The following is a 13373-nucleotide window of genomic DNA, read 5'->3' on the forward strand; positions in this document are numbered from 1 at the left end:
CTGAAAATTGCCATAAAATTAGGTCTAACAATGATATTAGGAAAAAGCATCAGGATTTACTTAAAAGAAGGAAGTGTTACGGGAATTAAATTTGCAGAACTTGTGAATCATACGATTCAATCTCTTTCTTGTCCGCGTACAAAAATCTCTGATTTAAATAAGCATTTTTCTATTGAAGTAAATACTCAAGGAGTATACTTTTTAATAGGCTATGAGCAAGACACACTCAGACCAATGGTTTATATAGGCGAAGCGGAAAATGTGTGGGATAGATTAAAGAATCATGATTTGAAAAAAGATTTTTGGAATGAAGTTATAGTTTTTACTAGCAAAGACGATAACCTGACTAAATCTCATATTAAATATTTAGAAAGCAGATTGGTAGAAATCTCAAAAAACACAGAAAGATACAGGCTTAAGAATACTAACAGTCCGAATTTAAATCGATTACCACTTCCTGACAGAGATGCAATGGAAGAATTCTTATCCAATATAAAATTACTCACCGGAACGCTAGGTCACAAATTTTTAGAGAATCCAATTGCTATTAAGAACATTCCAGATTTTACTGATCAAAATGTAAATTCAGGTGACAGAACCATATTTGAAAAGAAAGATGAATTAGAACTAAATCTAAATGTAAGAGGTATTAGAGCCAAGGCAATTCAAACAAATGAAGGTTTGGTCGTATTAGAAAATTCAGAAGTTGCAGATAATCCGACTAAAAATTATGGATATGGAGCATTAAGAGAATCATTGATAGAAGAAGGAATTATCATCAAAAATGCAAATAGTAAATATTGTTTCTCAAAAAAACATCTATTTTCAAGTGCATCCGCAGCAGCAGTGATACTTGGATATTCTGTAAATGGAAGGAATGTTTGGAAAAATGAAAATGGAAAATCCATTAAGGAAATTGAAAAAACAGAAATAGATTAGGTACTAGCAATAATAGCTCCTTTTTAAAGTCCTTTCTCAAACGACAGCCCAGCCTATATTGCCAATACACTTTTCAATTCTTTATACCGCGTCCTTCCGATAGGCAGTACTTCGTTGTTTTTTAGGATAAGATCATATTTACTACCAGAGCTTACCAGGATCTTTTGTATTTCGCTTACCTTGACCAGATACGATTTGTGAGTTCTAAAAAAAGTTTTAGGGAGTAACTGTTCCAGTTTTTCTAAGGATTTATCGTGTAGCATCTTGGTATCATTAAGAAGCACCAACTCTGAGTATACACCTGCCCCTTGGATATAACGAATGTCATCAATGGAGATCAATTTGATTTCGCCACGTTTCTTGACAGCTAATACATTAATCGTCCTGTCAGCGATATCTTCTTTGCGTAAGACTCTATTAAATGCCAGATTCAGACGTTCTTGATTAAAAGGTTTGGCAACAAAGTCTAATACACCGTATTCAAAAGCTTGTAGAGCTTTGTCTCGGTGGGCAGAAATAATAATAGTATGAAACGATCCCGAGACGGTTTGTTTTAATAATCCAAAGCCGTCCTCACCATTGAGATTTAGATCCAGCAGTACTAAATCCAGAGGGTTATTCTCCAGAAAGTCGATACCTTCAGATAGCGATTCTTTATGTGTGAGCTTGACTACTGTGTTTAAGAAAAACTCTTTGGTCATTCGTATGATGCGTCTCGCTATTCTTGCTTCATCTTCAACTATTAAAATATGCATTCTTTAAATATAAAGTGTTAGTATAGTTTTCCAACCATATTCGGTGGGAGTAGAGACAAAATCCCAGCGATTGCCATAGCTTTCTGTCAGTCTGGCTTTTATATACGTGTTGCCCGTTCCATCTTTAATATTTTTACCCCTCCGACGATGTTTTGCGTACGTTTTAAGCGTTATTGTAATTTCCTTGGTAAACTTACGAGTTAGCAGTTTAAATCTAATTGTATTCGCTATAGGAACTCCGTGAGTAATTCCGTTTTCAACTAAGGTATGGATAATGGCTGGCGGTATTTCTAAGGTTCTATCAATAGCATCCTCTTCCCAAATATAATCGATCTCTTTTCGATAGCTCATAATCTTAAGATGACTTTTACAGAGTGCTATTTCTTGTGTTATTGGGATCAGAATTTTATCTTCAATCTGATTAATCAATTCAAATTCTTCGGCCAGCGCTTCAATAAAAAAAACACTTTCTTTTGGAGATTCTTCTACCCAGTCGATCAAAGAGGTCAGCGTATTCATTAAAAAATGCGGCTGAATCTTTTTCTTAAGCAGCTCATGCTTCAGCCGTGCCGATTGAGCGATGGATTGATCATGCGCTAACCTGTCATCCTTTAACTGTAAGGTGAGCACATAAAACATGCACACTAGAATGATAGTAAAACTTAAAAACAAACTAATATCGTATTCGATCAAATAATAGGAGCACAAGCTACATAACAATCCAATAACCACCACAGGAGCACCTTTTCTTTTATGATATAGTGCAAACGTTACCGTAAGAAAAGAAGCGATCCAAAGTAACTGCGCTAGCTTGATAGCGGTAGCGTCATACGAATACCATTCAAAATATAAGAAATACACACCAAGTAAGACGCTAACATATACTAAAAAGAGTAATCGAAACATCTTTATTCGGAATTGGATCAGAAAGTATAAGGGGATCAGGATAGCAATCAACAGCGTTAAGAATCCGATGATTTCCAGTCGTAGATAAAATTTTGTATAATGAATTGGAATATAAAGTTTTATATATTCCAGCAGTATAAGTAGAAAGAACAAGAAACACGAAATACTAAATAACAGGATGGGAAGGCCCTTTTTAGTATTGAGAAAAAGTATTAAAAAATAAATAGCAGTAATTAAAAACGCGCCTGCTAGGATATGCATAAAAAGTGTGATGATAAGTGGACTGGTTAATAGTTCATCATAATTCTGAATATGAAAGATAATAGGACGTTTTTCCTGGTTGAGGTATCTCTGAGAAGCTCGCAAAGCAATTACATGTACTCCTGGATTACTTAGTTGCGTCGGAATGATAAAATTGCAACTTACTTCAGATTTCTCTGTTTCCCTTTCCTCATTACCGGGCTCTCCATTTTTACCAATTAGAACTCCGTCCCAGTAAACTTCATACGATCCAAAAGCATGGATTAAAAGACCCAGTGGTTCTTCTGAACTCGAATTCTCAAGTAAAGTAATATGCTGTCGTACCCAAAAGATGTTATTATTAAGAACATCGCGTTGTAAGGTCCATTCCTGATCGTCCAAGTCGGGATTTTTCCACTGAATTGAATCTCCGGTTTTAAAAAGATTCTGTGAAAGTTCATAAATCTTGGCCTGTTCTTGACAAGAGATTAGTACGATAAGTAGCGGTAGAGAGATTACACGATACAGATATTTTATAATCATAAAGAGTGGGCTCTGGAATTAGTTGCTGTAAATTTAGGATAAAAAGAGCAACTTAAAATGCAGTTCACATGGTTATAGAGCAGCTTAAATAGTACTATGGGGAATTATGGAGATTAAATCTCAATTTGCACTTCATTAAATCGATAATTTTAAATAGAGATACTATGAGACAGTGTATTAAGGATAGTGTAACGGTACTAATGATAACAGTGTACGCTATTAGTTATTCATTATATGGACAACAAACAACCTCGGGTAGAGCTGCTAATCTTGAGGATATTAAAATGCAGATGAGCAAAAAGATGGCGGAACGTAACTTGCCCGGACTCAGTGTTGCAGTTTTTGAAAACTATGAAGTCATTTGGACCCATCAGTGGGGTATAAAAGCGACAGATGCTCCTGACAAAATAGACACAAATACAGCTTTCTCAACAGCTTCTACAACTAAAGCTGTTGTTGCAATGCTCTGCGGAATATTAGAAGAAAAGGGAATAATTAATCTTGATGATCCTATTGAGAACTATTTGAAACGATATACACTTCAAAAAAGTAAATACACTGTTGATGTAGCTGTTACCTGGAAACACTTATTATCACACACCGGTGGAACGACGCATAGTGGTTTTGCTGATTTTTATGAAGGCGATCAAATACCAACACCTCTTCAAAGTCTAAAGGGTGAATTGCTGCCTAGATATGACAAAGAAATTGATTTTATGTTTACACCCGGCACCGATTGGGCTTATAGTGGTGGTGGCTATGTATTACTACAAGTTGCTTTAGAAGATCATCTCGATCAACCAATTGCAGACTTGGTTCAACAATACATCTTTACGCCTTTGGGGTTGCAACACACAACTTTAAAGCAACCTAATGAACTTGGATTTTTAACCAACGTAGCCAAAGTACATGATAATAAAGGGAACGTTATCAAAACCGGATTGCCTATTACTCCGCAAGTAGCTCCATCTGGAATGTGGTCAACACCTTCAGATTTAGCCAAAATAGCCATCGAAATGCAAAATGCTTTGCGTGACAATAATAACAAATTGATTTCGAATAGTGTGGCTCAGCGAATAACCGAAATTGTTTCGCTTCATACAGTTGGAGGTTGGAGTGCCGGATGGAACCGATCGTTTGGTTTTGGAAACAATAGTTGGTTTTCTCATGGTGGATCCAATACGGGAGTGGGTGGTGAATTTATGGCTACAATGAAAGGAGGTAATGGATTGGCAATTCTGGCAAACGGAGAAAAACCAAACAGAATACCGGTAATGAATGCACTTCGGTTAGAAATAATGAATCTGTTAGAATGGAATCATATCCTACAAGATCCCAAAGTAAACGTACCAAAAGAACTGAGTGAAGCAATTATAGGGAGTTATGCTGATTTTTTATATGAATCTGAAGGACTCAATAGAATTATAGAAGAAGACGGACAGTTATATATGGCATCTCCGGTATTCGAATTTATGCTGGAGCGAGAAAAAAGTAAGATGATTTATATGGGAGATTATACTTTCAAAATTGATGAATATCCGAACAAAATTAAGTTCTTATTAAATACGGAGTCTCAATTGACCGGCCTTCTTATTTATAGAGATACTTTGGATAGTAAAGCTGTACGTTTTTCTTTAGATCAGATCAGAAATAATACATCTAAGATTACCGAAGCGTTCTTGTATCAGGAAATGGAAGAAGCAAAGAAAACATATCATCAGATAAAAAAAGAAGATCCTACTTTGAATATTGAAGGTTTACTTAATGGGTTTGGGTATCTATTTTATATGGAAAACAAGTTAGAAAAAGCGACAGAAGTGCTAAAGTTCAATTGTGAAGAACATCCCGACTCCTGGAATACATATGATAGTTTAGCTGAAATCTACGAAGCGCGTGGGAATCTAAAATTGGCAGGCAAGCATTATACGAAAGCCATGAGTCTTAATCCTTCTAGCGATTATAAAAAAAGAGTAAAACAAAAAATAGCAGGATATAAAGAATAGGAAAAATTTAATTTACATAATACTTATAAGAACGAATAGTATGTTAGTGTACTGTTCGTTTTTTTAGAAAGATAAAAACGAGCCAAAACTTGTTTTCAAATATCGGAAAGCTTTGGTAATATGATTTTCTACCGTTTTGGTAGAAATACCTAAAAGTTCGGCAATCTCTTTGTGCTTTTTCTGTTCAAGTTTACTGAGCTTAAAAACTTTTTTACAAGTTGAAGGCAGTGCTTCTATAGCCGTCTCTAGCTGTACAATTTTTTCTTCTTTTATTTCGGTTTGAGAATCTGAAAACAATTCAAATAACGCTTCGTGCTTCAAAGAAGTTACTAAATCGGTTTGCTTTTTCTGAGTACGCAAATACGTCATATACTCATTATAACAGCTTTTAAAGAGATATGCTTGTAACGAAGTTTTTATGTGAATGGATGTTCGTTGCTCCCAGAGTCTTAAGAAGATATTTTGAACGAGATCTTCTGCTAATGCGGCATTATTCGAAAATTTATATAGATAATCACACAGGTCTGCATAATGGTTTTCAAACAGAAGTTGATAACTCTGTTTATTTCCATCTTTAAGCCCTTTAATCAATGATTCTTGTATGCGAATGTTGTTATTTTTCATACGTAACTCGACGACTAAAATAAAAAAAATAAAAAGAAAGTAGGGGATTTTTGTGATTTCTGCATCATATATATAGAAAGCATACATATATGAACAGTATTTTAACCATAATTCAAAAATACCTAAACGGTACAATTTCTTCAGGAGAGCGAAAGCGTTTGAACGAGTGGCTGGAATTAAATACTCATAATAGAATGCTTTTCAAAGAAGCAGTCAAAAAAAGATATAGTAAGACAATACCACTTCACGTGGATACAAGCGAAGCACATTCTAAGTTTATTAAAAGAATTAGTGCTACGTCAAAATCTGTGATTCGTCTGCAAACAATTCAACGTTTTTCAAAATATGCTGCGATCTTAGTTTTACTTTTAGGAAGCATCTACCTCTATAAAAATCAAGAAAGTCCATTAACTGAGGATAAAAAGTCTGTAAATTTTTCAACAGCTGCTATAGCAGAAGATAAGATATTAATTAAACAAGCGGACGGTAGCATTACTACCATTGACCCTTCAGAAAATGGAATACTTACTGATAAAAACGGAAATCCAATAGGGAATAAGGAAGAAAACCAACTTAGGATAACTGCAAATGCTGGTCTTGAATCCTTAAAGTTTATGGAAGTTTATATTCCAAAGGGCAAACAATTTCAGATGGTGCTATCTGATGGAACTCAGGTATGGTTGAATGCAGGGAGTACCTTAAAATTTCCTCAAAAATTCATTTCATCAGAGAAAAATCGTGTGGTGTATCTTGAGGGTGAAGCATTTTTTGATGTTAAAACAAATAAGGAGAAACCTTTTATAGTAAAAGCAAAGGGTATTGATGTTAATGTGTTGGGAACTCAGTTCAATGTTTCTTCTTATACAGAGGATGTTTTGATTAAAACTACCTTGGTCGAAGGTTCTGTAGCATTGGCAAGCTCTGATATGCCGGATAAGAAAGTACATCTAAAACCTAATGATCAGGCAGTATATAATAAAAATAATAGCGTAATACACAAAAAAGAGGTTGACACGGACATTTATACTTCTTGGATGAAGAAAAAAATAATGTTACAGAACGAATCGTTTGAAGAAGCTTTTAGAAGAATAGAGCGCGCATACGATGTAAAAATAATCAATCACAATAGTGTATTGGCGGCAACTAAATTTACGGGAGAATTTGATGTAGAAAGCATCGATGAAATTCTAAAAACGTTCTCTGAAACCTTAAATTTTACGTATACGATAAAAGAAAAGAAAATTACTATACATCCATAAAAAAGAGAAGTGCGGCAACACTTCTCTTAGTAAAAATTGATCATTATTTAAAAAAGGAACTAACAATCAAATATTTTCAAAATTATGAAAAAAAACTCTAATGCACTGCATAACTTTACTGTAGTGTGTCACGACACCTCTTTAAAAATGCGAATTACCTTTATTCTGTTTAGTTTTTCAATTTTTCAAATGATTGCTGCTACTGGATTTTCACAAGGCAGCATTAATTTACGTTTTGATAATACCCCCATTACTTCGATTATCGCCGAAATAAAGGAGCAAACTCAATATAAATTCTTTTATATCAATGAGGAGATTGATTTACAACAACGGATAAGTATCCAGGTTGAGCAGGAAGCGTTAGAAAATGTATTACCGCTACTCTTTAAAAACACCAATATTACCTATGCTATTCTTGGCAAACAAGTAGTGTTAAAGAAGTATGTACAGAATAAAGAAGATGACGAGGTGTATCGGGAAATAAAGGGTTTGGTGCTGGATCCTTACAACAATCCTTTACCTGGAGCGAATGTTCAAATACAGGGTACAACCAAAGGAGTGATAACTGACTTTGATGGGCGATTTGCCATAGAGGTACCCGAGAAAGATGCTATATTATTGGTTTCATATCTTGGTTTTGAAACAGCCAAGGTGGATGTTACAGGGCAGGATGAAGTGACCATACAATTGAAACACGCAGCTGCACAGCTTGATGACGTTATATTGGTAGGTTCTAGAAATCCAAGCAGGGCGGCAGTTGCTACGGCCGTACCTGTTGATGTAATTGATATAAGCACGATTAAACAGTCGTCTCCACAAATTACTGTAAACGAAATCTTGAATTATGCAGCTCCTTCGTTCACATCAAATGCACAAGCTATAGCTGATGGTACTGATCATGTGCAACCGGCAGCATTAAGAGGTTTAGGTCCGGATCAGTTGTTAGTATTGATTAATGGGAAAAGACGTCATAAATCTGCCCTTGTTAATGTAAATGGTAGTTTTGGTAGAGGTAATGTAGGGACCGATTTGTCTTCTATTCCTACCAATGCCATACAGCGTATTGAGATTTTGAAAGATGGTGCAGCAGCTCAATATGGTTCAGATGCTATAGCAGGAGTAATCAATATAGTTTTAAAAGACGTGACCAATGAGCTTAGTTTGGAACTCACTGCCGGTGCAAATTTTACCGATGAGATAAGTCCGGACAACAATGTAGATGGAGAAAAATATAATTTAGGTGTCAATTACGGGATTCCGTTAAACGATAAAGGATTTATTAACCTGACAGGTAATTTCAATTTTAGAGGCGCAACCAATAGAATGCAGGAATTTACCGGAAACATTTTTAATGGTTATAATTCGATAGAACGTGTTGCGGCCCAAAATAATTTTGACCTGAGCCTATTACCAACCGATCTGGACGCTATAAAAACCTTTGCTCCAGATGCTAACCTCGGAGCAAGATTGGCAGATGTTAATGCTGCGAATACAATAGAGGAAATGAGAATTGCGTTGGATTTTGATAATACTGACGTGGAGTTACAACAAAGAGATCAAGAGCGTAGTGATTACAATATTCGTTTTGGACAATCTCAATTAAAGGGAGGTGAATTCTTTGGAAATATGGAGTATGAATTTGACGAAAACCTAAAAGTATACGCTTTTGGTGGTTTAGGTTTTAAAAATGGAAATTCTGCCGGATTCTATCGTCTGCCTAATCAATCGAGAACATACACACCTGTATATCTTAATGGGTTTTTACCTGAAATTAACTCGAATATTGTTGATAAATCGTTATCATTTGGTATTTCCGGAAAGCTTAATCAATGGCACATTGATATCAGTAATACTACAGGAATTAATGATTTTGCATACAGAATTACGAATTCCTCTAACGCATCGCTGCAAACTGCAACCCCTTTTGAAGCCGATGCGGGAGGATTTCGCTATGCTGAGAATACGAGTAACTTGGATTTGAGCAGATTTTATGAAGACGTTTTTGCAGGGCTGAATGTAGCTTTAGGAGCCGAATATCGAATTGAGAATTATCAGATTAATGCAGGGGATGAGGTTTCGTATGAGCTATACAATACAAATGGAAAACCACATAACTCTACAGATCCGACTTCTACAGTTCCTGTAGATTTCTATGGGAGAGATCGCAATGCAGGAATTCAAGTTTTTCCAGGTTTTAGGCCTCAAAATGAAGTTAATGTCTACAGAAACTCGATTGCCGGTTATGCAGATATCGAAGCGGATTTCACTGAGAAGTTTAGAGTCTCTGGAGCAGTGCGTTTTGAAGATTTTTCTGATTTTGGAAGTACACTTAATTTTAAAATTGCTTCTCTTTTAAAAGCTACGAAAGCTATTAGTTTGCGTGGTTCGGTACAAACCGGTTTTAGAGCTCCGTCCTTGCATCAGATTTATTTTAATTCTACTTCCACAATTACTACGAATGGTGTACCACAGCAGGTGGCAACTTTCTCTAATACGTCGAGAATCGCCAGATTAATTGGTATCGGGTCGTTAAAAGAAGAAACCTCTTTAGGGTTTACTGCTGGTATTACTGCTAAAATTCCTGCTTTAGGTATGAAATTCACACTGGATGGATATCGTGTTGATATTGATGATAGGGTAGTACTTACCGATGAATTTTCAGCTAGTGGAGATGAGCTTATACAAAGGTTTGAGGAAGCGAATGCTACCAGAGCACAGTTTTTTGCAAATACTATAAATACAAGAACGCAAGGGGTAGATATTATTGTTGATCACTCGGTTTCTATCGGGACTTCTACAAAATTGAGTAATATTCTAGCTGTTACTTTTTCAGAAACGGAGGTTACTACCGTTAATATTCCTGATAAAATTGCTGAGGCCGGTCTTTCTGAAAACTATTTTAGTAATACGAGTCGTGTCTTTGCAGAATCTGCTGTGCCAAATACGAATGGTAATCTATCTCATAACCTTGTAACTGGGGACAAATGGAATTTCTTTCTTCGTAACTCCTATTTTGGAGAGGTAGAAGAAGCAACCAATATAGTAGATCCAAATGTCGATGTACTATATTCTGGTAGAGTAATTACGGATTTAGCAGTTGGTTTTAGACTAGCTGCCAGTACTAAAATTACCGTTGGTGCTAATAATATTTTTGATATATATCCTGACGAATCTGACGAAGAATTTCAGTCAGGAGGAAGATTTAGGTTCTCAAGACGTTCTAAGCAATTTGGCTATTCGGGAAGATTTCTCTTTGCCAGGCTTAGTTTTAACTTAAAGTAAGTTTGAGTTTTTGTATTATCCAGTGACGGACAAGGTTGTGAAGCTTTGTCCGTTTTTTTTTAGCAAAAAATAAATTTTAATTATTAAGCTGAGAACTTCCAAGCGATAAATCGACTTTTCTTATTGCCTTGTTCCATAGCAATAATCTGATAAGAAGCTCCTAATTTCTTAAGTTGTTTCTCTAGTTTAGGTAAGGTCTCTTTTTTAGAAACCAAACTCGTAAAAACTCCTACTTGTTTTGCGTATGATTTACTTTGTTTGACCATACGTTTTAGAAATAGCGCTTCTCCGCCGTTACACCAAAGCTCGTTTGCTTGTCCGCCAAAGTTTAACGTATCGTTGGATTTAATTTTTAGGTTATGTGTTTTTCTCTGTGTGGCTTTTTGCGCTTCTTCTTTTGAGCTATGAAACGGTGGATTGCACATGGTAAAATCAAAATACTCATCTGTATGAATAATTCCTTCAAAAATATTTGATTTATTATCTTGATGACGAATTTGAATAGCATCTTGTAGGTGCGGGTTTAGCCGAACGATATTTTGAGCCGCTTCTGCTGCCGTAGCATCACTGTCACAGCCTACCATCTGCCATTGATATAAATGATTGCCTAAAATAGGGTACACACAATTAGCGCCCACGCCAATATCTAAACCTTTGATTAGCTTTTTATCTAATTTTAAAAAAGTAGCCAAATGATGGATATAATCCGCGCGACCGGGAATAGGAGGACATAAGTATCCTGACGGAATATCCCATGCTTTGATTCCGTAATAGCTAATCAAAAGTGCTTTATTCAACGCATATACAGCATCTGGATTTGCAAAATCTATCGTTTGAGTTCCTACTGGATTGGTGATAACAAATGAGCTTAAGACTTCATAACTTTTTATGAGTTCTTTAAAATCGTACGGTTTCTGATGAATATTATCTGGATGCAAATTTGCGAGTTTTATACAAAGGTACAGTTAAGTTGATAAAACTTCTATGCAATTTTTTTAACAAGTCATTTGCGGCCATAAAGTATAAGAATATGCTAAAAAAACAACGAACAAATATGCACTCTAAAAGTTTAGTGTACTTTTGGAAAAATAAGATAAAGTTTCGTCTATTTTCTAAAAATAAATTATGGAAATTTTAAAAGGTAAAAAAGCATTAATTACAGGCGCAGGTAAGGGAATTGGTAAAGCTATAGCCTTGGCCCTGGCAAAAGAAGGTGTCCATGTTGCTTTATTGTCAAGAACAGCTACAGATCTAGAAAACGTAGCAGAAGAAGCAAAAAGTTATGGCGTTGATACGGTACTGGTAACGGCAGATGTTGCCTCTATTGATTCGGTAAATATGGCAGCAGAAAAAGTTTTACAAGCCTTTGATTCAATAGATATCTTGATAAATAATGCAGGCATAGGGAAATTCGGAAACTTTATGGATCTAACCCCTACCGAATGGGAGGATATTATAAAAATCAATTTGATGGGAACTTATTATGTCACCCGCGCTTTTTTACCTACTATGATAGAAAAGAAGACAGGCGATGTTCTCAATGTATCCTCAACAGCCGGAGTCAAAGGGAATGCTATGACGAGTGCGTACAGCGCCTCTAAATTCGGAGTTCTTGGACTTACAGAATCATTGATGCAAGAAGTACGTAAACATAACATCCGTGTAAGTGCATTATTGCCCAGTACGGTGGCAACAGATATGGCGTTGGACTTAAATCTGACAGATGGGAACCCTGAGACCGTTATGCAACCCGAGGATATAGCAGAGCTGGTTCTTGCTCAATTGAAACTGAACCGTAGAGTGATGATAACAAATTCAAGTATATGGTCAACAAATCCGTAACGATTATTTGCAAAAATCGGTATAACACTATTGGACTATGAGTAAATCTGGTAATCCCACTTTAATCATAGCTTCATTTTTTTCAATTTATGTAATATGGGGGTCCACCTATTTACTTAATAAAATCGCGGTAACCGAATTACCTCCATTTATGTTAGCTTCTATTCGGTTTACAACGGCAGGAGTGCTGATTTTTATATTGGCAAAATTTTTAGGAATTAACGTAGCTATATCTCGCAAGCAATTTTTGAACACTGTAATTGCGGGTTTTCTGTTTTTGACTTTTGGAAACGGTGTGGTAGTTTGGGCACTTCGCTATGTGGATAGTGGATTTGCGGCGCTCGAAATTTCTGCACAACCTCTAATCGTACTGCTCTTAATGCGGATATTACAGGGCAAGAAGATAAAGTTGATGTCAATGATTGGGGTGATTCTAGGAATCATCGGAGTTTATTTACTGGTAAGTCAGAAAGCGATTATTAATCAGGAAAATTCTATTGCAGGAATGATTATGATTTTTATGTGTATGTTATCATGGGCGTATGGAAGCCTCTTTGTATCAAAAGCAGATCTACCTTCGAATTACTTTGTGAATACAGGATACCAGATGGTTACCGGAGGTATTCTATTATTGCTTACAAGCTTTATATTCGGAGAGACATGGACTTCACCAATGGTGTGGAGTACACCTGTACAGTATACGATGATCTTACTAATAGTGTTTGGAAGTATTGTGGCCTTTACTTCTTTTAACTATTTGCTAAAGGTTGTATCTCCAGAGAAAGTGGCAACTTCTACCTATGTGAATCCGATCATCGCACTCACTTTAGGGTGGTACTTTTTAAATGAGAATATTACCGTACAGTCTATGATTGCAGCAGTTGTATTACTTACCGGAGTATATTTTATTAATACAAAGAAAAAACTTATGATATTTTCGCGATTTTCCGGACGCCTAAGTAAAAAATTGAAATAACGGT

General features: G+C 35.8%; 10 protein-coding genes. 6 read left to right on the plus strand and 4 right to left on the minus strand.

From position 1 onward, the window contains the following. Positions 1-30 precede the first annotated feature (30 nt). Positions 31-939, plus strand: a complete 909-nt coding sequence (locus ACJRPK_RS12930; protein WP_407140491.1) for a GIY-YIG nuclease family protein — start codon at positions 31-33, stop codon at positions 937-939. 53 nt (positions 940-992) lie between these two features. On the opposite strand, the gene ACJRPK_RS12935 is transcribed toward ACJRPK_RS12930, so the two are convergent. Further along, positions 993-1694 (minus strand): LytR/AlgR family response regulator transcription factor, encoded by a 702-nt coding sequence (locus tag ACJRPK_RS12935; protein WP_407140493.1) that lies wholly within the window; start codon positions 1692-1694, stop codon positions 993-995. A 3-nt stretch (positions 1695-1697) separates the two neighbouring features. After that, positions 1698-3383, minus strand: a complete 1686-nt coding sequence (locus ACJRPK_RS12940; protein ID WP_407140494.1) for a histidine kinase — start codon at positions 3381-3383, stop codon at positions 1698-1700. Between the two features lie 164 nt (positions 3384-3547). On the opposite strand from ACJRPK_RS12940, the gene ACJRPK_RS12945 reads away from it, so the two are divergent. Then, a complete protein-coding gene (locus ACJRPK_RS12945; protein ID WP_407140495.1) occupies positions 3548-5386 on the plus strand; it encodes a serine hydrolase in 1839 nt (612 codons plus the stop codon). Between the two features lie 63 nt (positions 5387-5449). On the opposite strand, the gene ACJRPK_RS12950 is transcribed toward ACJRPK_RS12945, so the two are convergent. After that, the gene (locus ACJRPK_RS12950) at positions 5450-6010 is read right to left on the minus strand and encodes an RNA polymerase sigma factor (RefSeq protein ID WP_407140497.1); all 561 of its coding nucleotides are present in this window, start codon (positions 6008-6010) and stop codon (positions 5450-5452) included. A gap of 89 nt (positions 6011-6099) precedes the next feature. On the opposite strand from ACJRPK_RS12950, the gene ACJRPK_RS12955 reads away from it, so the two are divergent. Together ACJRPK_RS12955 and ACJRPK_RS12960 are read left to right on the plus strand one after the other, a co-directional pair. Next, positions 6100-7269 (plus strand): FecR family protein, encoded by a 1170-nt coding sequence (locus ACJRPK_RS12955; protein ID WP_407140499.1) that lies wholly within the window; start codon positions 6100-6102, stop codon positions 7267-7269. A gap of 84 nt (positions 7270-7353) precedes the next feature. Continuing rightward, on the plus strand, positions 7354-10551 hold the full coding sequence (locus ACJRPK_RS12960) for a TonB-dependent receptor domain-containing protein (protein WP_407140500.1): 3198 nt from the start codon (positions 7354-7356) through the stop codon (positions 10549-10551). 83 nt (positions 10552-10634) lie between these two features. Here the strand turns inward: ACJRPK_RS12960 and rlmF are convergent, their stop codons facing one another. Then, positions 10635-11489, minus strand: a complete 855-nt coding sequence (gene rlmF, locus ACJRPK_RS12965; protein ID WP_407140501.1) for a 23S rRNA (adenine(1618)-N(6))-methyltransferase RlmF — start codon at positions 11487-11489, stop codon at positions 10635-10637. A 187-nt stretch (positions 11490-11676) separates the two neighbouring features. Between rlmF and ACJRPK_RS12970 the strand changes: the two genes are divergently transcribed. After that, the gene (locus ACJRPK_RS12970) at positions 11677-12393 is read left to right on the plus strand and encodes a 3-ketoacyl-ACP reductase (RefSeq protein ID WP_407140502.1); all 717 of its coding nucleotides are present in this window, start codon (positions 11677-11679) and stop codon (positions 12391-12393) included. A gap of 37 nt (positions 12394-12430) precedes the next feature. Continuing rightward, a complete protein-coding gene (locus tag ACJRPK_RS12975) occupies positions 12431-13369 on the plus strand; it encodes an EamA family transporter (RefSeq protein WP_407140504.1) in 939 nt (312 codons plus the stop codon). Positions 13370-13373: the final 4 nt, after the last annotated feature.

This window comes from Aquimarina sp. 2-A2 (assembly GCF_045505135.1).
In the GTDB taxonomy this organism is placed as follows: domain Bacteria; phylum Bacteroidota; class Bacteroidia; order Flavobacteriales; family Flavobacteriaceae; genus Aquimarina; species Aquimarina intermedia.

Excerpts from the sequence above, each read along its gene's own strand:
- ACJRPK_RS12930 (WP_407140491.1), top strand. The coding sequence starts at position 31 with ATGATATTAGGAAAAAGCATCAGGATTTACTTAAAAGAAGGAAGTGTT.
- ACJRPK_RS12935 (WP_407140493.1), bottom strand. The coding sequence starts at position 1,694 with ATGCATATTTTAATAGTTGAAGATGAAGCAAGAATAGCGAGACGCATC.
- ACJRPK_RS12940 (WP_407140494.1), bottom strand. The coding sequence starts at position 3,383 with ATGATTATAAAATATCTGTATCGTGTAATCTCTCTACCGCTACTTATC.
- ACJRPK_RS12945 (WP_407140495.1), top strand. The coding sequence starts at position 3,548 with ATGAGACAGTGTATTAAGGATAGTGTAACGGTACTAATGATAACAGTG.
- ACJRPK_RS12950 (WP_407140497.1), bottom strand. The coding sequence starts at position 6,010 with ATGAAAAATAACAACATTCGCATACAAGAATCATTGATTAAAGGGCTT.
- ACJRPK_RS12955 (WP_407140499.1), top strand. The coding sequence starts at position 6,100 with ATGAACAGTATTTTAACCATAATTCAAAAATACCTAAACGGTACAATT.
- ACJRPK_RS12960 (WP_407140500.1), top strand. The coding sequence starts at position 7,354 with ATGAAAAAAAACTCTAATGCACTGCATAACTTTACTGTAGTGTGTCAC.
- ACJRPK_RS12970 (WP_407140502.1), top strand. The coding sequence starts at position 11,677 with ATGGAAATTTTAAAAGGTAAAAAAGCATTAATTACAGGCGCAGGTAAG.
- ACJRPK_RS12975 (WP_407140504.1), top strand. The coding sequence starts at position 12,431 with ATGAGTAAATCTGGTAATCCCACTTTAATCATAGCTTCATTTTTTTCA.